At 61.1% G+C, this 20,256-nt stretch carries 27 protein-coding genes and 1 pseudogene; 13 read left to right on the forward strand and 15 right to left on the reverse strand.

Translation table 11 applies throughout. From position 1 onward, the window contains the following. Positions 1-188: 188 nt before the first annotated feature. Positions 189-2,522: an FdhF/YdeP family oxidoreductase gene (locus FJ986_RS05280; RefSeq protein ID WP_140561668.1), complete on the reverse strand. Its 2,334-nt coding sequence runs from the start codon at positions 2,520-2,522 to the stop codon at positions 189-191. A gap of 178 nt (positions 2,523-2,700) precedes the next feature. Here FJ986_RS05280 and FJ986_RS05285 point away from each other — a divergent pair, with 178 nt between their 5' ends. The 7 genes from FJ986_RS05285 to FJ986_RS05315 all read left to right on the forward strand — a co-directional run bounded on the left by FJ986_RS05285 (position 2,701) and on the right by FJ986_RS05315 (position 6,722). Continuing rightward, a complete protein-coding gene (locus FJ986_RS05285; protein WP_140497436.1) occupies positions 2,701-2,919 on the forward strand; it encodes a hypothetical protein in 219 nt (72 codons plus the stop codon). A gap of 34 nt (positions 2,920-2,953) precedes the next feature. After that, positions 2,954-3,556, forward strand: a complete 603-nt coding sequence (locus FJ986_RS05290) for a diguanylate cyclase (protein ID WP_140525123.1) — start codon at positions 2,954-2,956, stop codon at positions 3,554-3,556. A gap of 137 nt (positions 3,557-3,693) precedes the next feature. Beyond that, positions 3,694-3,930: a hypothetical protein gene (locus tag FJ986_RS05295; RefSeq protein WP_140497440.1), complete on the forward strand. Its 237-nt coding sequence runs from the start codon at positions 3,694-3,696 to the stop codon at positions 3,928-3,930. Positions 3,931-4,406: 476 nt separating this feature from the next. Then, positions 4,407-4,793, forward strand: a complete 387-nt coding sequence (locus tag FJ986_RS05300) for a hypothetical protein (RefSeq protein WP_224647132.1) — start codon at positions 4,407-4,409, stop codon at positions 4,791-4,793. Then, on the forward strand, positions 4,790-6,010 hold the full coding sequence (locus tag FJ986_RS05305) for an Nramp family divalent metal transporter (RefSeq protein ID WP_140497442.1): 1,221 nt from the start codon (positions 4,790-4,792) through the stop codon (positions 6,008-6,010). Before FJ986_RS05300 ends, FJ986_RS05305 begins: the two co-directional genes overlap by 4 nt. Then, complete coding sequence (locus tag FJ986_RS05310) at positions 6,010-6,369, forward strand: hypothetical protein (protein WP_140515218.1); 360 nt, start codon at positions 6,010-6,012, stop codon at positions 6,367-6,369. Before FJ986_RS05305 ends, FJ986_RS05310 begins: the two co-directional genes overlap by 1 nt. A gap of 2 nt (positions 6,370-6,371) precedes the next feature. Next, positions 6,372-6,722 (forward strand): hypothetical protein, encoded by a 351-nt coding sequence (locus tag FJ986_RS05315; RefSeq protein ID WP_140561666.1) that lies wholly within the window; start codon positions 6,372-6,374, stop codon positions 6,720-6,722. 82 nt (positions 6,723-6,804) lie between these two features. Here the strand turns inward: FJ986_RS05315 and FJ986_RS05320 are convergent, their stop codons facing one another. Further along, a complete protein-coding gene (locus FJ986_RS05320) occupies positions 6,805-7,134 on the reverse strand; it encodes a hypothetical protein (protein ID WP_140515219.1) in 330 nt (109 codons plus the stop codon). A 247-nt stretch (positions 7,135-7,381) separates the two neighbouring features. Between FJ986_RS05320 and FJ986_RS05325 the strand changes: the two genes are divergently transcribed. Both FJ986_RS05325 and FJ986_RS05330 read left to right on the forward strand, forming a co-directional pair. Beyond that, complete coding sequence (locus tag FJ986_RS05325) at positions 7,382-8,128, forward strand: DUF4142 domain-containing protein (protein ID WP_140561664.1); 747 nt, start codon at positions 7,382-7,384, stop codon at positions 8,126-8,128. Between the two features lie 21 nt (positions 8,129-8,149). Then, positions 8,150-8,743, forward strand: coding sequence for a general stress protein (locus tag FJ986_RS05330; protein ID WP_140497452.1), 594 nt, complete (start codon positions 8,150-8,152; stop codon positions 8,741-8,743). 137 nt (positions 8,744-8,880) lie between these two features. Here FJ986_RS05330 and FJ986_RS05335 read toward each other — a convergent pair whose 3' ends face one another. Further along, entirely contained in the window at positions 8,881-9,042 is a 162-nt protein-coding gene (locus tag FJ986_RS05335; protein ID WP_140497454.1) for a hypothetical protein, read from the reverse strand. An 84-nt stretch (positions 9,043-9,126) separates the two neighbouring features. Next, positions 9,127-9,596: pseudogene (locus FJ986_RS05340) on the reverse strand (YbhB/YbcL family Raf kinase inhibitor-like protein). 54 nt (positions 9,597-9,650) lie between these two features. Between FJ986_RS05340 and FJ986_RS05345 the strand changes: the two are divergent. Further along, entirely contained in the window at positions 9,651-10,031 is a 381-nt protein-coding gene (locus FJ986_RS05345) for a hypothetical protein (protein WP_140673597.1), read from the forward strand. Here the strand turns inward: FJ986_RS05345 and FJ986_RS05350 are convergent. From FJ986_RS05350 to FJ986_RS05370, 5 genes are all read right to left on the reverse strand, one after another. Then, the gene (locus FJ986_RS05350) at positions 10,028-10,546 is read right to left on the reverse strand and encodes a ferritin-like domain-containing protein (protein ID WP_140497458.1); all 519 of its coding nucleotides are present in this window, start codon (positions 10,544-10,546) and stop codon (positions 10,028-10,030) included. The genes FJ986_RS05345 and FJ986_RS05350 overlap by 4 nt on opposite strands. Positions 10,547-10,778: 232 nt before the next feature. Then, positions 10,779-11,327 carry a DUF6496 domain-containing protein gene (locus FJ986_RS05355; protein ID WP_140655477.1) on the reverse strand — a complete coding sequence of 183 codons (549 nt, stop codon included), beginning with the start codon at positions 11,325-11,327 and terminating at the stop codon, positions 10,779-10,781. Between the two features lie 120 nt (positions 11,328-11,447). Further along, a complete protein-coding gene (locus FJ986_RS05360; protein WP_140628931.1) occupies positions 11,448-11,906 on the reverse strand; it encodes a DUF1772 domain-containing protein in 459 nt (152 codons plus the stop codon). Positions 11,907-11,985: 79 nt separating this feature from the next. Next, a complete protein-coding gene (locus FJ986_RS05365) occupies positions 11,986-12,651 on the reverse strand; it encodes a dienelactone hydrolase family protein (RefSeq protein WP_140515223.1) in 666 nt (221 codons plus the stop codon). Between the two features lie 29 nt (positions 12,652-12,680). Next, entirely contained in the window at positions 12,681-14,672 is a 1,992-nt protein-coding gene (locus tag FJ986_RS05370) for an erythromycin esterase family protein (RefSeq protein ID WP_224671758.1), read from the reverse strand. Positions 14,673-14,982: 310 nt separating this feature from the next. Here FJ986_RS05370 and FJ986_RS05375 point away from each other — a divergent pair, with 310 nt between their 5' ends. Continuing rightward, entirely contained in the window at positions 14,983-15,174 is a 192-nt protein-coding gene (locus FJ986_RS05375; protein WP_140497466.1) for a DUF2934 domain-containing protein, read from the forward strand. An 81-nt stretch (positions 15,175-15,255) separates the two neighbouring features. Here the strand turns inward: FJ986_RS05375 and FJ986_RS05380 are convergent, their stop codons facing one another. The 5 genes from FJ986_RS05380 to FJ986_RS05400 form a co-directional block, all read right to left on the reverse strand. Beyond that, positions 15,256-15,684, reverse strand: coding sequence for a hypothetical protein (locus FJ986_RS05380; protein WP_140515225.1), 429 nt, complete (start codon positions 15,682-15,684; stop codon positions 15,256-15,258). 252 nt (positions 15,685-15,936) lie between these two features. Further along, positions 15,937-16,767, reverse strand: a complete 831-nt coding sequence (locus FJ986_RS05385; RefSeq protein WP_140515226.1) for a sensor histidine kinase — start codon at positions 16,765-16,767, stop codon at positions 15,937-15,939. 3 nt (positions 16,768-16,770) lie between these two features. Beyond that, the gene (locus tag FJ986_RS05390; protein ID WP_140673599.1) at positions 16,771-16,989 is read right to left on the reverse strand and encodes a hypothetical protein; all 219 of its coding nucleotides are present in this window, start codon (positions 16,987-16,989) and stop codon (positions 16,771-16,773) included. 162 nt (positions 16,990-17,151) lie between these two features. Beyond that, positions 17,152-17,925, reverse strand: a complete 774-nt coding sequence (locus FJ986_RS05395) for a Crp/Fnr family transcriptional regulator (RefSeq protein ID WP_140497473.1) — start codon at positions 17,923-17,925, stop codon at positions 17,152-17,154. After that, positions 17,922-18,311: a response regulator gene (locus FJ986_RS05400; RefSeq protein WP_140497475.1), complete on the reverse strand. Its 390-nt coding sequence runs from the start codon at positions 18,309-18,311 to the stop codon at positions 17,922-17,924. The genes FJ986_RS05395 and FJ986_RS05400 overlap by 4 nt, the downstream gene beginning before the upstream one ends. A gap of 229 nt (positions 18,312-18,540) precedes the next feature. Here FJ986_RS05400 and FJ986_RS05405 point away from each other — a divergent pair, with 229 nt between their 5' ends. Further along, a complete protein-coding gene (locus FJ986_RS05405; protein WP_140497477.1) occupies positions 18,541-18,762 on the forward strand; it encodes a hypothetical protein in 222 nt (73 codons plus the stop codon). Positions 18,763-18,883: 121 nt separating this feature from the next. Here the strand turns inward: FJ986_RS05405 and FJ986_RS05410 are convergent, their stop codons facing one another. Further along, positions 18,884-19,183, reverse strand: coding sequence for a DUF1236 domain-containing protein (locus FJ986_RS05410; RefSeq protein ID WP_224519082.1), 300 nt, complete (start codon positions 19,181-19,183; stop codon positions 18,884-18,886). 377 nt (positions 19,184-19,560) lie between these two features. Here FJ986_RS05410 and FJ986_RS05415 point away from each other — a divergent pair, with 377 nt between their 5' ends. After that, on the forward strand, positions 19,561-20,211 hold the full coding sequence (locus tag FJ986_RS05415) for a DUF1236 domain-containing protein (RefSeq protein WP_246681771.1): 651 nt from the start codon (positions 19,561-19,563) through the stop codon (positions 20,209-20,211). Positions 20,212-20,256: the final 45 nt, after the last annotated feature.

Genomic DNA, 20,256 nt, shown 5'->3' on the forward strand with positions numbered 1-20,256 from the left:
CCAGCCGGCATCCCCTAAGCCGGCTGGCGGCTAGCTACGGCCTGGCCCACCAGACTGGGACCGCCATAGAGCAGTTCATCGTCTGCGGAAACGGCTAACCACTCTGTGTTGTTGTTTTTGCGCAATTCCTAAGGGAAAGCGCACCGCGCTTTTCCCTGGAAAGCCGTACACACTTTTCCTGGATTGCTTTAGTGGCGCGCCGAGCTTCTCGTTTTGGGTTCCCTGGCAACAATTCTGACGGGAACCGACTTTACGGCGGGGACGTGAGCCTTCTTGGCCCGGTGCCACAGAGGAACCAGGGGATTGAGTTCCGGATAATAACCGGCGCAGTTGCCTTCGGGCACGGAGTAGGGGGTGATGCGCAAACCTCGAACCCGCCGCTCCACGCCATCGTCGGCATGGGTTTCCAGATCGATTTCCTGCCCGGCGCTCAATCCGAACCGCTGAATGTCGGCCTCGTTCATCAACAGGACCATGCGTGTGCCGTGTATGCCGCGCAGTCTGTCATTGTACCCATAGACGGTGGTATTGAACTGGTCATTGGAGCGCACCGTTATGAGCGTCAGCACATTGTGACCCGAAACATCGATGTCCGGGTCTGTTTCAAGCGTCGTCGGCAGCTTGAAATTGGCTTTCTTGTTCGGCGTCTCCCAGACCCGTTTCGAGGCCTTGATATCGCGGTGAAAGCCTCCCGGCGTCAGGAACCGCTTGTTGAACTCACGAAAATGCTGCGGGTAACAACGCTCGATCTCATCGCGGATAAGGGAATAATCGGCGACCCATTTATCCCACGGGATCGAACTCACCCCCGATACGGTGGCCTTGGCCAGTTCCGCCACGATCTTCGGTTCGGAAAGCAGATGCGGTGAAGCCGGCGGACGCGAACCGAAGGAGCCGTGGATACAGGCGGTGGAGTCCTCCATCGAAACGGTCTGGTCGCCGCTCGCCTGATGGTCCCTTTCCAGCCGCGACAGGCAGGGCAGCAGATAGGTCACCGCCCCCGGCAGGAGATGACTGCGGTTGAGCTTGGTGGCGACTTCGACATGCAGCCCAAGCCGACGCCATGCTTTCTCGATCAGGCCGGTTTCGGGCACGGCGCGAACGAAATTGCCGCCGAGTCCGATGAAGCCTTTCACCGAGCCGGCGATGACGCCCTCGCAGGCCTCGACCGTGTCGAGACCCTTCTCGCGTGGCGGCTCGAAATCATAGAACCGGGCGAACTTGTCGAGCGGAACGAGCTCGGGTTTTTCGGATATGCCGACAGTGCGCTGGCCCTGTACATTGGAATGGCCGCGCAGCGGTGAAATGCCGGCGCCGGGCTTTCCCATGTTGCCGCGCATGAGCAGCAGATTGCATAGCATCTGGACGTTCTCGGTACCGTGCCGGTGCTGTGTCAAACCCATGCCGTAATTGCCGATCACCGCGTTGGAGCGGCTGTAGACCTCGGCAACATGTTCGAGATCCGCCTGCGCAATTCCCGAGCGCCTGACGATGTCCTCCCACCTGGCGGCCCGCAGGTAAGCCTCGAATTCGGCAAAACCATCCGTGTGCTCGGCAATGAAATCGCCGTCGAGGACACGCGGATCCCCGTGTTCCCGTGCCGCGTCGTCGAGCGCCAGCACCGCCTTGGCGATGCCGGTCATGGCGGCGATATCGCCGCCGCTGCGGACCTGGAAGAAGTCGCTGGACATCTTCGTGCCGGGGCCCGGCGACAGCATCTCAAGGGGATCTTGCGGATTCTTGAAGCGCTTCAGCCCCCTTTCCGGCAAGGGATTGAAGGTGAATACCGGCACCCCACGTTGACGAGCCTCTTGCAGCGGATGCAGCAGCCGCGGCGCCGTCACCCCGGTGTTGTGGCCAAAAAAGAACATCATGTCGCACTGGGAGAAGTCCTCGAGCTGCACGGTTCCAACCGGCGAGCCGATCGATTCGGGCAGCCCGACCGATGTCGATTCGTGGCACATGTTGGAAGAATCGGGCAGGTTCGATGAGCCATAGATACGCGCAAAGAGCTGATACATGAACGAAGCCTCCAGCGAGGCCCGGCCGGATGTGTAGAAGACGACCGATTTCGGATCGAGCCGGCGCAGCTCCATGCCGATCTCGAGGAATGCGTCATCCCAGGAAGCCGGTTCATAGCGGTCGGTGACGGCATTGTAGCGCAGGGGATCCGTAAGCCTGCCCTGTTTTTCGAGGTCACGATCCGGCCAGTCGAGCAGTTCGGTGACCGTATGTCGTGCGAAGAAATCCGGGCCGCAACGCAGCTTTGTCTGATCCCACATGGTCGCCTTCGCGCCATTTTCGCAGAACTCGAAGGGCCGCGGATCGGCCGGCTTGGCCCATGAACAGGAAACGCACATGTAGCCATCGGCCTTGTTCTGCTTGAGCAGCGTGCTCCATATGCCCGACATCAGCAGGCCTTCGCCGTATGCCTTGCGGACCAATGACCTCAGGGATCCCCATCCGCCGGTGGGATGGTTGTATTTTTTTGTTTCGATACGGTCGGTTACGGCAGGTTTCATCGAGATCGTCCTTGAAGAACCGATACCGAACCTCGCCCGTCACCGATTGTTCCCGCGGCTCCGTGCAGTGTTGGGGTCGAATCTTGCGGGTCGAAGCCGACGCGACCGAGGAGTGATCGCGGCCGGTCGTGGAACTATTTTCGTGATCGGCTGTTCGGCTTGGGAAGGGAGCCTGGCAATGGTGCGACGCAATGCAGTGCTTTCGCTCGTGATAGCCGCCATCATCATCATCGGCTTCCTCATAGGATTTCTCTATGCCGACATGGGCTGGCATACCTCGCCACTGAAGCGGGCGCCTGAACAGAACCGGGGCGGTAACGCGCCGACGGATACTTCGCCAGCCGCGGGTGTCCGGAAAAATCCCCAGGAAAACACCGAAATGCCGGGGCAGCAGTAGCGACCTCGAACGGGATCCCGCGCGAAAGGATGTCATGCTGTCAGATCCTACCGTGCTGATCTTGATGTATTTCCTGCTGCCGGTCTGGTTGGCCGCCGGATTTGCCGACTGGATCTGCCATCGCGCCTCTCACATCGAATCGACGACAGGCGCCAAGGAGTCGTTGATCCACCTTCTGATGTTCGCCGAGGTCGGAATACCTTTGCTGGCCGCCATGTTTCTTGACGTGAATGCTCTCATCATTCTCATCATGATCGTCACCTTCTTCGTCCACGAGGCGACAGCGATGTGGGACGTCAGCTACGCCACCACCGCCCGCACCGTCACGCCGATCGAGCAGCACGTTCACAGCTTCCTGGAGATGATCCCGCTGATGGGGCTGGTCAGCGTCATTTCCCTCCACTGGGGACAGTTCCTCGCCTTGTTCGGGGCGGGGACGGAAACCGCGCGCTTCGAACTTGTCTGGAAATCGGAGCAGCTGCCGGTGACCTACATTGCCTGCGTGATGGCCGTGATCCTGATTTTCGAACTGCTTCCCTATCTGGAAGAGCTCGTCAGGGGATTGCGGGCCAATGCCGGGAAACTGATCCCGTCGAAGGCCAGGCGAGGGGATCCGGGCCAGACGACATTGCGTTGACGTGATCGCGCAGCGACACTCCTCCGGCCACTGGCATCGGAATCCAGCCGGTCTGCAATGCCAGGATCGTTGTGCGGAACATTTCTGTCGGGCGAGCCATTGAGAGAGCGGGCATGGCAGCGATGGGGAGTGCGACGATGGGATTTCTATCCGACCTCGACAAGAAATTGACGGACAATGTCTACGAACATGGCAGCCAGCTCACCGATTCCGCCGCGGATCTCCCGCAGACGGTCGGCGAAATTGTCGAACGGCTGATGCCTTTCGTCCAACCTGAGGCGCGCGAGACGGTCAAGGCTCAGATTCTGGGCCTGATCCACGAGTACAAAGCCGAGCGCACCCGGAGCGCCGCCGAGCAGGATCATCCAGACTGAACTACCCGTTCTGGTCTATCGCGTGAGGCGCCGGCTGGCTGCCGCCCCCGCTGCCCGATGTATCGCGCCCGAACCATATCCAAGCCGCGACAAGCACAATCACCACGATGGCTATCCAGGCAATGAGACGGGGCATCGAGGGGTCCTTCCCTGCCAGTCGATCGTTCGGGCGGCGCGGCGACCAGGATGGAAGTCGAACCGCCCGACTCCTCGTTAATCCGATTGCCGATCCTTTGTTCCGCTCGAGCTGGTCCCCGTCGCTGCCGCTTGGCACCTGCCGCGGCCGACAGACTTGCACTCCGTGCTGGGCTCGATCGTGGCCTCGGTTGACGGGGAGGGCGGGCGCGCTAGATCAAAACTTACGCCGAACATGGTTTTCGTTGGTGGGGGAGGTCATTCGTGTGGCGGGTCCAACGCCGGATCTAATTCTTAGCGGTCGTCGCCTTGGCCGCAACAGCGCATGCCTGCTGTTGCTCATGGCCATGTCGACCGCGTGCTCGTCCTCGGACCAGATCGAACAGCAATCCCGAACTGCCGCCTCGACGGCGCAGACCGTATCAATGACGCTTGATGCCTGGGCGGCGGGAGCTGCCCCTTCCAAATATGCTTCGGGCACGCTGCAATCGGCCGGCACGACACTGGCCGATATCGACGCGAAGATCCGATCGGCCACTACGGCTGAACCTGCCGAGCAGGCTGCGTTGGCGGAGGCGGTCAAGGACCTGTCGATCGCGGTGAACCGCGCCCAGGCGGGAGTGCAAGCGGACCGCCGCCCGCAAGTGCAGGAGGCTCAGGAAGATATTCGGACGGCCACGCGCTCCCTGGCCGCCGCTTACTTCAGATATTTCGCGCCGAAGCCATGAAGAAGCTCCTGGAAATATCGCTGGGCATCGTCACCAGTGTTGGCGGCTTCCTGGAAGTCGGATCGATGGCGACGGCAGCCCAGGCAGGTGCGACCTTCGGGTTTCAGCTGATCTGGGCGGTGGTTCTCGGCACCATCTGCATCATTTTTCTGGTCGAGATGGCCGGCCGGTTTGCCGCCGTGAGCCATCACACGATCTCTGACGGGATCCGGGAACGATTTGGCTTCAACGTTTCGCTATGGCCATTGCTTGCCGCCCTGCTGGTCAATTTCATGGTGCTGTCCGCCGAGATCGGTGGTGTTGCCATCGCGCTCGAACTTGCCACCGGCATTGGCTTCCAATGGTGGGCTTTACCCGTGGCTTTGATGGCATGGCTGTTGCTGTGGAAAGGCACGTTCGGACTGATCGAGAAAGGCGTGTCGATACTCGGCCTCGTGACGCTGTGCTTCGTGGTCGCAGCGGTGATGCTGAAGCCCGATTGGACAGCTGTCGCGTCCGGCGCGGTGCCTACACTGCCGGCCCACGACGCGGCGAATTACTGGTACATGGCGGTCAGCATTCTTGGCGCTTCGATATCGCCTTACCTGTTCATGTTCTATTCCTCGGGGGCGATCGAGGACCAGTGGGACAGAAGCTATCTCGGAACCAATCGGGCCATCGCCGGACTGGGCATGGCTTTTGGCGGCACCATTTCGATCGGTGTCTTGATGGTGGCCGCGCTCGTGCTTGCAACGCACGGCATCGATCAGGTCGACGACTATCATCAATTACCATTGATGCTGATCCCGATATTCGGCTTCTGGGGCTTCGTCCTGTTCGTTGCCTCGCTCGCCATCGCTTGCTTCGGCGCCGCACTCGAGGTTGGGCTGCAACAGGCTTATCTCGTGGCGCAAGGGTTTGGATGGAACTGGGGCGAAAACCTCAAGCCACGCGACGATCCTGGCTTCAGTGCCGTCTACACGGTATCATTGTTTCTGGCCGCCATCCCCATCATGCTTGGCCTGGATCCGCTGAAGCTCACCATTTTTTCCATGGCGCTGACCGCCGCCAGCCTGCCGCTGACGGTAATTCCTTTCCTTTTTCTGCTGAACGACAAGCGCTATGTCGGCGAGCACCGCAACGGCATTGTCTCGAATGCCGCGGTGATCTTCATCATCGGGCTTGGTTTCGTGCTCGCCGTGGTGACCATTCCCCTGCAGATATTCGGAGGCACGTGATGGATTTGCTGCGCGACATCCTCGACAAGCAGATCGTCGACCGCGAGCAGGTCAAGATCGGCAAGATCGACGGGCTGGTGGCGGAGTTGCGGCCGGGCAAGCCGCCGAGGATCATCGCGGTCGAGCTCGGCTCCGTCACCTTGGCGCGTCGCCTGGGCGTACGGCCAGGGCGTTGGATGACGCAACTCGCGGCAGCGTGGGGCGGCAAACGCCATCGCAAGCCGCACCGGATCGCCTGGAAGAAGGTCCAGGACATAGGCGTCGACATCCAGTTCGATATCGATGTGCGCGAAACCTCGATCTTCGCCTGGCAGGACTGGCTGCGCGACCATGTCATCGGACGCATTCCGGGAGCTTGATGATGTCCACCGTCAACCTCGAGCATCTGGCCGGACGACGCGTTCTCTCGCGGCAAGGCGAAAGCATCGGCTATATCGAGGAGATACGAGCCGAACCGGCCGGCGACGACTTCGTCGTTATCGAATTCCATGTCGGTATCTACGCCGCTTTCGAGCGTCTCTCGGCCTCGACCATCGGTACGGCGGTGCTGGATTTCTTCCGGCTGCGCCGTCGCGACGGCCTGTACCGTATTCCCTGGGACAAGCTCGACATCTCCGATCCTGCACGGCCGCGGCTGCTGTGTTCGACAACGGAACTTTCCGGCATGAAGGGCGCCCCCGAATTTCATCCACGAGGGAGGCAGGATCGATGACGACCCAGGCGGACGGCCGCGCGAAAGTGCTCGAACTCAGCCAAGGGTTGTCTGATGCTGTCTGCACTCAGGATGATGCGCCTTACCGCAGCAGGCTGGCTGCCAGGAACACCGCGGCCGCTATCAGCACGACGGCCGCAATCATCATTAGCGGCCAGTTGCTGCGGGGCTGCAGTTCGGGCTCGTTCTCCACCGGCCGCATCGCGTTGGCGAAGCTGGCATCGTTTTCGAATTTTGGCCGGAGAGAACGCTGCGGACCTGCTTCAGTGACCGGGTTCTGCGTGTCCGCCGCCTCGGCGTCGGTCTCGAACGGGGCAACTGCAGGATCGAATCCGGGCGTTTTGTCCCGTGTGGCTCCGGCCTGAACTTCTCCCCTGGCTGCGGCAGGTGTGGAATTTGAAATCTTGGCCATGAACTCTCCTCGGAACCCAATTCGGCAAGTTCGCTCGGTCGACAGATTCACGCTCATGGGTCGCATTTAAAATCAAATCTCGCAGCCGCCGATTTGTTCCGCGCCGCGGTCCCGATGTTGAAGGTCTCCTGGCCGGCTGTGGGGCCTGTCCGAAGGCGCTTGCAGCGCATCGCACGGCGCCGGAACAAAGCCCATCCTGGCTTGTTAGGGCGCATCGTAAGTTCGCGCATCGACAAGGACAAAGCCAATGAAAACGCGACACCTTCTTGCCTCGCTCGCCGCTGCTTCCATGCTTATCGCAATGCCTGCTTTGGCTGCTGCCGACAGCGCCCAGGATTTCGTCGACAAGGCCACCGTCGGCGGCAAGTTCGAAGTCGACTCAAGCAAGATTGCCCAGGACAAGGCCCAGGATCAAAGCATCAAGAATTTCGCGCAGACGATGATCCGGGACCACGGCGCGGCCAACGCCAAGCTGGAAACGATTGCCGGCGAACAGAAGTTGAAGATGCCGACGGCGCTCGATGCGCAGCATCAGGCCGATCTGGATAAGCTCCAGAACGCACAGCCGCCAATCGATCCGGCCTATGTGGACATGCAGCGCAAGGCGCACGCCGATGCCGTCAATCTGTTTGAAAGCTACGCCCGCGACGGCGACAATGCGGCCCTCAAGACGTTCGCCCAGCAGACGGTCGATACGTTGAAGATGCATCGGCAGATGATCGAAAAGATCGCCGCCGGCCAGGACTCCATCACGGGAGCGACAACGCCCGCTGTGAAAACCACGAACACGCCCAATGCCGCGGCCCTGGTGCCCGGCGCAAACAGTTTCACCGAGACCCAGGCAAAGAGCCGCATCGAGGATGCCGGCTATTCCAATGTGTCGAAGCTTGCCAAGGACGATCAAGGCATCTGGCGCGGCCAGGCGACCAAGTCAGGCCAAAGTGTCGCCGTCGGGCTCGACTATCAGGGCAACGTCGTCGCCGACAGCAAATGAGCCCGATCAGGAGATATCAAAATGAAAACCGTAACTGCACTGTTCGACAACTATGACGACGCAGCCGACGCGGTCGGCGAACTGGAAGCGTCCGGAGTGCCACATTCCGATATCAGCATCATCGCCAACAACTCGGATGGCTGGTACGAGAGAGATCGTTCCGAAGCCGCTGAAGATGCCGCGAGCGGTGCAGGGATAGGGGCCGTGGTCGGTGGCGCCGGCGGTTTGCTGACAGGGTTGGGCGTCATGGCCGTTCCGGGCGTCGGACCTGTGGTTGCGGCCGGATGGCTTGCCGCTACCGCCACCGGGGCGGTTGCCGGCGCGGTGGCTGGTGGTGCGGCGGGCGGTATCATTGGCGCTCTGACGGATTCGGGCGTTTCCGAAAACGATGCAAATGTCTATGCAGAGGGCGTACGTCGTGGCGGTACGCTGGTGACGGCCAAGGTGGACGATGGGCTTGTTCCGGAAGCCGAGGACATTCTGGGTCAGTCCAGCTCGGTTGACGTAATGGAACGCCGCAGGGCTTACGAGGCGGATGGCTGGACCGGCTTTGACGTCAACGCGGGCGACTATGTCCCTGAGCGCGACGGCGGCAGGGCAATAAACCGGCCCTGAAGAACAAGCCTGCCAGGGCGGCGGGGCACTTTGCAGCCAGGCCGGCGTGGGTGCCTCGCCCGAAATTGATCTTCGGGACATGTGCGAGGGATGTTTGGACCGCTGATTAAGTTTGCTGTGGGCCACGGTAGCTACAATCAATCCTTGTCCTGATGATAGAGCCGATCGGTGGCTCGATCGCTTTCTCTGCGTTCTGCGGGACCGCGGCGACGTCGGGTGACAATGACGTAGGCCAGCAACACGAGCAGCAACAATGGCCCGCCGGCGACGACGATCAACCACATGACGCTTTCAAACATGGGACGTCTCCTTTCCCTCACAACCGGCAAGGAGAAGAACCGTTCCGCACGTGGACGACGGCGCCCGGATCAATCTGCCTTCAATTACCGGCCACGTTCGTAGGTTCCGACGAGTTCTGCCTGCTCCAGCAAATGTTTTTGCGCCTCCTGCCAGATACGCTCCACGCCCGTGCTTGCGGGGTAGCAAGGTTCGGCGTGTCGAGCGCCGCCAGCCGGAAGTGGTAGTGATGGACACCGTGGCCCACAGGCGGTTCAGGGCCGTCGTAATAGGCGTTACCGAAATCGTTCCGCGCTTGCCTGAGGGCCTGTGGACCCGGTCTGCCGCTTTCCGCTTCGGGCAACTCCTGCACCTCCGGCGATATGTTGAACACCGCCCAATGGCCGAACATTCCGCTCGGCGCGTCGGGATCCTGGACGACAAGGACGAGGCTCTTTGTGCCGTCCGGTACCCCGGCCCACTTCAGAGGCGGAGATACGTTCTTGCCGTCACGAGTATAGGCTTCGGGGATCTCTCCGCCGTCGGCAAAGGCGGGGCTGCTGAGCGTCAGGGGCATGGTTCGCACTCCTTTGGGGGAACATTCGATCGCATCACCGCCGCGTCGCAAAGCATGCCGGAACTGTTTGCGGTCATCGAATTGCTTGCGAGCATGTTCCGGCGCGGCTCAAGCGCGCTGCGGCTCGAAAGGATCCTAAGATCCCGTCATAAGCGGCTTGAGGACGAATATGGCCAAGAGGCCAATAAAAAACACGGCGGCGATCACGACACTCCAGGTGATGAGCTTTCCGGTACCGCGTTGCTCTTCCTCGCGAGACAGGTCTTCCGGCATTTCGCGGATCCTCCTGTAAGGTTCGATGATTTGACAACCTGTTTTGTCGAGGCAGGTTCCCGGCAGCCAAATCCAGAGCAGGACCCGCAGTTCAACTCGAACGCACCCCGCTCTGGACAGGAAGGCTGCCGGGCGCTTAGCGCCGGGCTGCCCCGCGGCTAAGCGGCTTTCTCAAGAGCCCGCTCATTGACCCCGCCTTCGCCTAAGCCTGTAAGCGCTTCATCGGTTGCCACTTCCTCTTTGAGCGTCTCGTTGAGGAGCTTGACCGCGTCGCTCTTGCCAAGCTGTTCAGCCCACGCGATCAACGTGCCGTAGCGTGCGATTTCATAGTGCTCGACCGCCTGTGCCGCTCCGACCAGTCCTGCATCCAATGCTGGGTCGCCCTTATAGTCGTCGAGAATCTCCGAACCCTCTTCGAGAATGCCGTCGATTGCCGGACAGGTCTTGCCGCGGGCTGGCTTGTCCATCAGGTCGAACACCTGTTCGAGGCGGTCGACCTGGCCTTCGGTTTCCACGCGATGTTTCTCGAACGCCGCCGCGACCTCCTCGGACTCGGCACCCTTGGCCATCTTGGGCAGCGCCTTTAGTATTTTCTTTTCGGCGTAATAAATATCCTTCAGCCCGTCGAGGAACAGGGCTTCCAGCCCTTTCGTCGCCGCCTTCTTCGCAGTCGCCATGTCTTCGTCTCCCTAAGGTTGTCATGAAAGCTCCACCACCGGTGTAGCTTTCCATAACCTTGAACACGGGCCGTTGTTCCCGCCGGATCGAGACAAAGACAAGGACGGCCGTATCTCACACGATCGCACTGTCCCAGCTGACATAGTGCGCATCGCTTGACGCTGGCTGCGGTCCAGCTACCTCTCACCAGCCGGCTGGAGAGAGTGCGTAGCGGGTTTTCGACCTTCTAGTCTAGGTTCGGCCCGCACGCGTGCTGGCGGCCTTCTGCGCTGCTTTCTTTCTTCCAGCAGCACCCTTGGTGCGGACCGCCTTGCGTGCGGCGGCGGACCGGCCTGCAGTGCCCTTCGTCTCCGAGGCTTTCTTGGCTGCGGCCGAGCGCTCCTCGGCCGTCCGGCGCGACGCCGCCTGCTTGGTCTGTCTTGAAAGCGCCTCATGGGATGCCGTGTTCTTCGGCTCGTGCTCGAGAACCTCGGAAACGGCCTTCGAGACCTTGGGGCTGCGTTTTGGCTTACGTTCGCCCTGGCCAACTTCATAGGCGTATTCGGCGCTCTTGCGGGTGCTCTCCTTGACGCTTCGTTTCTTGGGCGGAGGCAGGTCGACGCCTGCGCGGCGCGCCTCCGAAAGACCGATGGCGATCGCCTGCTTGGTCGAGCGCGCGCCGTGCTTGCCGCGACGGACCTTCTCGATCTCGTCATGCACGAATTCGCCGGCCTGCGTGGTGGGCGATTTACCTTCGCGCTTGTCTTTTTTCGCTTTCTCGATGGTTTTCTTATCCGGCATCGCTTTCTCCTCGTTGGATACAGCGGGACAGATGGCGGTGCGACGTCGCGACCTCCAGAAAACCTAACGCATCGATGGCGCGAATGATCCGGAGGAAAAGAGACTTTCTCCGGCGACAATCTACAGATCGGCCGGACGCCACGAGAGCGCCGACAGCGTCGCGAGACAGAGCGCGGCAAATACAATCGCGGTATTTACCGCATGAGAATATTCCCATTGCTGCCTGAGCGCTTCCCAGTTTGCGGGAACTGTCGTCCAGTTCTGCGTCGCCTGGTTGGCAGGGAGCGTCCAGACAACGAAGATCGCGAGCATGATCGCGAAACACAGCGCCGCAAGCAGGGCGAGCCAAAAGGGCCAAGCCTGTGAGCGCACGGAGATCGCCAACAATGCGTTCACGATCAGCGCGGCAGGCCAGAGCAATCCAAGGATCGCCCATCCGTAATAGATGCCTTGGACGGTGAAATATTCCGGCTGCGGCAGAGATATCTTGTTGGGAAGAGCGGCGAGATGGGCCCCTGCCGGGATGAGCGCGAGGGCCGAAATGACAATGGCGAGAAATTGCAGAACCCTGACTGTCATGGAACTCCTCCGCGGAATGATTTTTGACGCGCCGACGACCCAATCGATCTGGCTCTCTGATGAGGCGTTGGCGCCGGCGTCACGCGGGCAGTTGGCGCAGGAACCATTGGATCGCGAGGTCCGCCACTTCTTCCATCGCGCCGGGCTCCTCGAACAGGTGCGTCGCAGCCGGAACGATGGCCAGCTCCTTTTCACACCGCAGCGCCGCGAACGCCGAACGGTTGAGCGCAATCACCTGCGTGTCTGCGCCGCCGACCACGAGCAGCGTTGGTGCCCGGACGCGGGGCAGGGCAGGTGCCGCAAGATCCGGACGCCCGCCGCGCGAGACGACGGCGGCCGCTCGATCCGGGCGCTCTGCCGCAGCCATCAGCGCCGCGGCAGCCCCTGTGCTCGCGCCGAAATAACCGACGCGCAGCGCCGACGTTTCCTCGGACATGTGCAGCCAGTCGGTAACCTGAACCAGTCGATCGGCGAGCAAGCGGATGTCGAACCGCAACTCGGCGGTAATCTGGTCGATACGCTCCTCTTCGGTCGTCAACAGGTCGATGAGTAACGTGGCGAGTTCCGCCTCGTTCAACCGTCCGGCCACATAGCGGTTGCGCGGGCTGTGCCGGCTGCTGCCGCTGCCGTGAGCGAAGAGGACGAGCCCACGGGCTTCCTGCGGCAGCGACAGGTTGCCCGCGAGCATTGCGCCGCCGGCGGGAACCTGCACGGCCTTCTCGTTTGTCTTCAGGACTGAGACCATGGCGATCTCCATCTCAACTGGATCGGTCCCTAAACCCCGAACGGATAGGTCTCCGCGAGCTCGCCGGCGTCCCATTGCGAGCTGCGCTCCAGCGGCTCAACCGCCCGCGTCTCGTCGAAATGCAGCAGCATGTCGAATTGCGCGGCAAGGTTGGCATGGAAGTAGTGGCTGGCCCGTTCGGTCTCAGGCCGGTAGATGACGCCGATCGCGCGCTCCAGGAGCCGTCGCGGCAGGGCTTCGCCGTCGCCGCGCAGATCCAGCTGGAAGCGATCGGACGGGACAGCATGCAGCAGCGCCTCATAGCTGCGCGCCAGGGCAGGCCGGACAGCCTTGCGCTCCGCCGGACCGTCCCAGTTCGACGCGGCCGTCACCGTTCCTTGATACGTCGTGAAGCCGACGAGGAAGGCCTCGCGCTCATGCTTTTCGCGGATAAGCTGTCCGAGGTTGATTTCGCCATGCAGGCTCCTGTCTGTCGCCCTGGCGTCGCCAAGATGGGAGTTATGCGCCCAAACCACGATCTTCGGCGATCGCCCGAGCCGGCCGAGATGAGCGGTGAGAGCTTCGAACGTCTCGGCCATGTGCCGGTCACGCAGGTTCCAGGTCGATTCAGGCGCCAGGAACATGGCCCGATAATAGGCCTCCGCATTTTTTACGAGGCGGGCGTTTTGCTGCGCCGCGAAGAGTTCGTCCGCGACGGCGCCTTCGCGCGGCTCGGCCTTCGCCGGGCGCCGCTTCAGCATCTCGACCAGCTGTGCGACCACAGCCTCCTGGCAGGATTTGTCGACCTCATTGCCGGCTATGAAGCCATAAGCCTGCGGGTCAGGGCCGAAATGGTCGAAACAGGCATAGCGGCGACGCGCGATCTCCGCCGCGGCCGGGTCGGCCTTTTCGAGATAGCGTAGCACCGCCTTCATCGCGCCATGCAAGGCATAGAGGTCGAGCCCGTAGAACCCGGCTTTCGGATTGCCCTTGCCGGGCGCTTCATTGTGCCGGCGCAGCCATTCGACAAAATCGACGACGACCCTGTTCCGCCACATCCAGGTGGGGAAGCGTCGGAAATCGGCGAGCGCCTCTTCCGCGTCGATATCCTCGCCTGTTCCCTGAACATAGCGGTTGACCCGGTATGTGTCGGGCCAGTCGGCTTCGACAGCAACGGCGGCAAAATCCTGCTCCTCGATTAGCCGCCGCGTGATCCGCGCGCGCTCCTCATAGAACTCGTGTGTGCCGTGCGAAGCTTCACCGAGCAACACGAAGCGCGCCTCGCCGATCGCCGCCAAGAGCTCGTCGTAGTCTCGCGCGTCTCCGGAGAGCCGAACGACGTGCTTGTGCAATCGGTTTGCCGTATTCTGCGGCGCATCGCGGCCGGACGGTGCGGTTGGTCGCCCCGCCTTGGCGAGAAGGGCGCGGACCTCGTCGTCGCTGGTTTGGGAGAAATCTTCATACCAGCGCCCGACGCCGATGAGCGGCTGCGGCGTCGTCGCACAGACGACCTCGTCGGCCTCGCTCTCCATCGCCTCGCAGGTGTCGGGACTGCCGACCGGAACGGCCGCAACGATACGGGCAGGCCGCTTTCCGCGCAGCGCCCTGACCGCCGCGCGCATGGTCGACCCAGTGGCGAGCCCATCGTCCACGAGAATGACGATTCGATCCTCCACAAGGAGCGGTACCCGCTCGCCGCGATAGAGGTGCTCGCGGCGTAAAAGCTCCCTCTCCTCGCTGGCAGTGACCGCATCGATGACGTGGGCCGGCACAGCGAGGCCTTCCACGATCTCGTCGTTCAGGACGCGTACGCCGGAGGTCGCGATTGCGCCCATGGCCAACTCTTCGTAACCGGGAACGCCGAGCTTGCGTACGACGAAAACGTCGAGCGGTGCCTTCAATGCCTGTGCGACTTCGTAGGCGACAGGCACGCCGCCGCGCGGCAGCGCCAGCACGGTGACATCATCGCGCGCTGCGAAGTGGCCGAGCTTATCAGCGAGAACGCGTCCTGCCTCGCGACGATCCGAAAAGACAATAGTCATGATCTCAAGCCCAATATTTGCGTCGCGCCCACCCTTTGGAGTCCCGCTGCAAGGCTTTGATTGGCCGAGGCCACACGGGGCGGCAAGGCGTGGCGCAGGCACATCATTGGCCTGTTCGTCGCCAAGAGTTCGAGCGGCGGGCATTCCCAAGCCATCCCCCACTGCGCCGATGCTCGGAAACGGCCTAATCCCCCAAGGGTTCCGTGTCGCTCCGGTGCGGCTAGTCCGGATCGCTCCAAAAGCGTTGCCTTTGTTTCCGGAGGGAACAAAGCGGCCTGCCGGAGATTGGGGCACGCAGGAGGAGTTTCCAATGGACAAGGAAGAACTCATAAAGCGACGAGCCTACGAGATCTGGGAGCGCGAAGGCCGCCCGCCGGGCCGAGAGCAGGAGCATTGGGACCAGGCCGTGCAGGAAATAGAGGCGGAAGGATCGGAAGCCGAGCGCGGTCCGGTGGTGCCCGATCCGACCATCGGCAGCGGGTCGGAGCCTCGAAGCTCCTGAAGCGACGTCACTTGCCGCCAAGGAGGAAAAATGCGTCGACCGACTGTTCATTCCGTCGACGCATTCGAGATGGCGTCTCGGTCAACGTCCGAGCAGCGCCCTGAGCCTGGCGAAGATATTGAAACCTTCGCCCATGGCGGCGCGCACGCGAACGGCGACCCACCCGGCTTTCATGGTCGCACCGACGTGGCAATCGCAGACGATGTTGTGCAACTGCCAGTTGGACAGTTCGAAAAAGCGCTTTGCCTCGCCATAGGTGTCGCCTTCCAGACCCTGCGCCCGCAGTATCGGATCTTCGAACGCGACGCTGATGGGGGATTGCACGCAGTAGGCGTTTTCGCGCATGTCGGGGCTCATATATTCGGTGCCCGGAAGCGCTCCGAGGCGCCGTTCAGGATGACGCTCAAGAAGACTTGCCCAGCGCTCCAGGCGTTGGTTCCGCGTCATTGTCGGGCACACCGTATCAACTTCCGCGATTGCGTGTAGTTGTTCGAGTGTATGGGACTTCATGGTCAGCTCCTGTTGATCCAGGTTCCTCCCGCTTCAAGGTGAGTCGCGAGATCACGACAGCGCGCTCGCCGTCGCCGCGCTCCGAACTCTTTGTTGTCGCTGAAGTTCCATCATTTTGAGAATTTGAAGGCTGGTGCGGCGGCAACTCGGCAAACCCCAGGGCCGTTGCGCCACCTCGGTCGGTGCTGGGTCAGCCCCTTCCAACTCCACGCTCCTGGCCCCGGCCGCCTTTCGGCGCAGGAGTGTCGGTGTTCAATGCTGGAGATCGTCGGGCGGGTCCTCCAGGCTCCTGCTGGGGTGAATTTCGTTCGAGAGGGGGATATCCATCGTGCAGATCACCTCGGCATCGGTGAAGCGCAGCGAGCCAGCTCCGCCGATCTCATAGGGCACCACCTTTTCGATCAGCTCGGATCCGAAGCCGCGTCGCGCAGGTATTGCTGCCGGACCATGCAGGTCCTCGATCCAGCGGATCTTCAGCTCCTGTCTGGCGGGCGTGCCACCCACTTTCCAGCTTACGCTGATTGATTTGTCGGCTGCCGACAGCGCGCCATATTTCATCGAGTTGGTGGCGAGTTCGTGGAACGCCAGGCCCAAGGTCTCCGCCGTCTTTCCGGACAAGGAAATATCCGGGCCATCTATGGTGAACTGATCTTCCGTCCGGCCGCCTTGGGACGCAAGCTCGTCAAGGACAAGCATGTCAAGCTGCACGGTGGCCGAGGCCGATCGCATCAGCACATTGTGCGTGCGTGCAAGCGCATTGATGCGGCCCTCGAGGTGAAAGGCATAGTCCTCGACATTGTTGCTGTTTTCAACCGACCGGCGAGCGATCGAACGGACAATGCTCAACGTGTTGCGAACGCGGTGCTGCAATTCGGCGGCAAATGCCTTCGTCGCCTGGAGGCGGTCGCGTGTGACCTGGAGTTCGGCTTCGAGCCGGGCGATATGATCGTCACGTTCGTCCATCTGTTCATCGACATGGCTGAGCCGCATCGACGCGGAAGCATCGCGTTCTTCGGCGGACACACCTTGCGGACGGGAGAATGTACCCGTGACGTCTTTCTTGGGAGGTCTTTTTCCAGCCACCTGTCAGTCTTTCAACCGTTCCTCGATCATGCGCGGTGCCAAGCGCATCGTCTCGTCGGCCTTTGGCTCGCGTTCACGCGCCCAGGATTGGCTTTCGTGCCGCCGCGCGCGGTTTTCAGCCGGCGAAAATGATACCGTCGAGCCGGCAGGAGCATTAATGCCGCCGCTGTCGGCGGAAATATGGAGGGCGATCGCAGCGGGCCAATCCCCCAGCAATATCATTGAGGATGACCCCCAGCGGATCGATCGTACCTGCCGATCCGCCGATCAAATCGCGCTTGGCCATCGCTCGCTACCGCCTCCGGTCACGCCGAACCGGCAGAAGCAGGCCAGGTTCCCTATGATGTTTCATTTTTGCGCTCCACTCGATGAGGCCGTGCCTGATCATGCAAAAGGCTCCCTGACGTCCAACAGATGAAGGTAATCAGGATTGAAAAAGGCCGCCGCCTCCAGTTTCGCCAGGTTCTTGATCGTTACAGTGCCGTTGTTGAACGAAATGAGGCCGTCGCGCCTGAGATCCTGAAGCGTACGGTTGATGTGCACGTTCGAAAGACCGAGCGTATCGCCCAGGGTCGCTTGGGTTACCGGTAGGGGATAGCTCTTGCCGGCCGTTTCACCAATTGCGTGAAGCCTGTGGAACAGCTCGCAAAAAAGGTGAGCCATCCGCTCATAAGCAGTCCGCTGGCCGATGTTGACGACCCATTCGCGGGTGATCGCCTCGTCGAGCAGCGTGGTCCACCAGAGCGCACGCGTAAGATTGGGATAGCTGTTGGTGAAGCCGAGGATGGCGCTCTGCGGGATCGCCGCAACCTTGGAGCGGCTGAGAGCACCGATCGAGTGGTCCATGCGCCGCAGCAGGAACACGTGAAGATCGCAAAGGTCGCCCGGCACCAAATAGGCAAGGATCTGTCGCCGACCGTCTTCGAGAATCTTGTAGCGGCAGGCAAATCCTTCGAGCAGCAGGTTGACCCCGCCTGTCCGGTCGCCCCTTTGGATGACGTCATCGCCGGCGGCGAATTCGGCGACCTTTGTTGTCGCGCTCTCGATGGCGTCGCATTCTTCCACGGACAGGACCGTGAAATTGGACAGCTTGCGGATAAGCGGGTGCCGCGCGGTCTTCGCTCTCAGGCCAACCGCCGGCTCGCTTCTCTCGTTCATCGCGTATCGTGTGCCGTCGCGGCAACGAACTCGACAATGCTGCCGAATTCCAGAGGCTTTTCAAATCGCCTGATCCCGCCGAGCTCTGCTGGAATGGCCGTCTGATCATAGCCGGTGGCGAAGGCGATCGGAACGCCTTTCGCCAACGACTCGCGGGCAATCTCGAATGTCTGCTCGCCGCGCAAGTTGATATCGAGAATCGCAAAATCGCATTGACCGCTGTTCAGCAATTCGATTGCGGGCTCGACCGTGGCGACCGGGCCGAGCACTATCGCCCCTTGTGTGACCAGAGCCTTACGCAGGTCATCGGCGAGAAAATATTCGTCTTCCACGATCAAAACGCGAATCCCGCCCAGAAAGGCTGATTTCGCCGCTTCCCCGTCCATGGTGCAAGCACTCTCCCTTTGCAGCGGCCATCACTTGGGACACTACACCGCAACCCGCTGCACTCCCAGTTATATTTCCACCGATGCAGCGGAGGTGAACTCCAAAGCCACCGCCAGCCCCTATTCCTGAATCGACATCTTTTTCGTCTGCCGTTTTAACAATTGTGATGGCAGGTTTCGGTGTCCGTCAACACAGTGAGAAAAACGGGGAAATAAGGAAGAGGAACCGATGCCCGTGATCGATATGACCTCGAAGGAACTGATCCGGGCCATCGATCACTACATCAATTCCCGCAGAAATCTCGAATGGCCAATTTCCACGGCGCAGGCGGTGTCAGCCATCCGTTACGAACTGCCAGAATGCACTCTCTCCGACAAAGAACTGGCGGACATTGTTGCCAGCTCAGCAATTCAAAAGCATCGCAACATCGCATTTGACCTGCAGTCGTAGCCATGCTCATGCATGTCGCCCAAAACGCCTCGGTTTGGAACAAAGACATGCATGAAAACAGAAACCTGACACACGTCGCCCGCCTCGACGCATGCCGGGGCGGGCGCTTTGGAACATGCGGTCATTGAAGGACCTGGACGATTTTCCGGGTTTCCGGGTCGACCAGAACTGTTCGATTGTCGACCACGACGTAGCGGTATTTCACATCGGGAACTTCATGAAGTTCGACCGTATCAGGCACGGTGGATCCGACATTGAGTTCCACACCGGGCAGCTGGACCGAGGCCAGCGGCTGCTTCTTCACATACTCCTTGATAACGGTTTCTTGCTCCGGCTGGATGACCACATCTTGCGCCGCGGCCGCTCCGGCCCCCGCAAGAAACAGGATGCCCACTGCCGTTCCCAGTAGATATTTTTCCACTTCTGTCTCCATCAGATGTTGCGCAGGGCGCCGAGCCGACGACGCCACCGGCATTTCGGCAGGTGCGCCCCATGCGCCGAACTTCGCAAAATGCCGGCAGTTCCATCCGCTCCGGAATATATTGGCCTTCGGTGGAACAATCGCGGGGTGGCAAAGTTTTGCCGCGAAGGGACTGCCATCCTAGGAGACTTCCCATGAGAACCACTTTGATCACCAGCATGTTAGCGCTTACCCTCGGATGTGGGGCGGCAATCGCGCAGACCCAGCAGCAGTCGGGCGAAGCGGCCCAATCGGGTGGGGCAGACACTTGCGCAGCCGGCTCGGCCGATTGCCAGAAGGGCGGCAGCACCGAGCAGCAGACGCAAGGCAAGGCCGGCATGAAGACCGACGAGCAGGCGCAAGGCAAGGCCGGAGCGAAGACCGATGAGCAGGCGCAAGGCAAGGCGGGCGTAAAGACCGACGAGCAAGCGCAGGGCAAGCCCCGCATGAAGACCGACGAGCAGGCGCAGGGCAAGGCGGGCGTAAAGACCGACCAGCAGGCGCAAGGCAAGCCCCGCATGAAGACCGACGAGCAGGCGCAGGGCAAAGCCGGCGCGACTACCGATCAGCAAGCGCAGGGCAAGGCCGGTATGACGACCGACCAGCAGGCGCAGGGCAAGGCCGGTACGACTACCGATCAGCAAGCGCAGGGCAAAGCCGGTACGACGACTGATCAGCAAGCGCAGGGCAAGGCCGGTACGACTACCGACCAGAGTTCAACCGCTTCAATCAACAATATATCCGTCGAGCAGAAGACCGAAATCACCAACGTCATCCGCGAGACGAAGGTGGAACCGGTCTCGAACCTCGACGTGGACATTTCGGTCGGCGTGAAAGTGCCGAAGCAGAAGGTGCGGCTGCATCGACTTCCGCACCGGATCGTCGAAATCGTTCCTGCCTATGAGAGCTATGAATATTTCCTCCTGGCCGATGGCAGGATTGTTATTGTCGATCCGAACTCATATGAGATCGTCGCTATCCTGAGTTAGGAACCGAGCCGACTAACAAAAGCCCGCTCTCCATCGAAAGCGGGC

The sequence above is a fragment of the Mesorhizobium sp. B1-1-1 genome, from assembly GCF_006442955.1.
Lineage (GTDB): Bacteria > Pseudomonadota > Alphaproteobacteria > Rhizobiales > Rhizobiaceae > Mesorhizobium.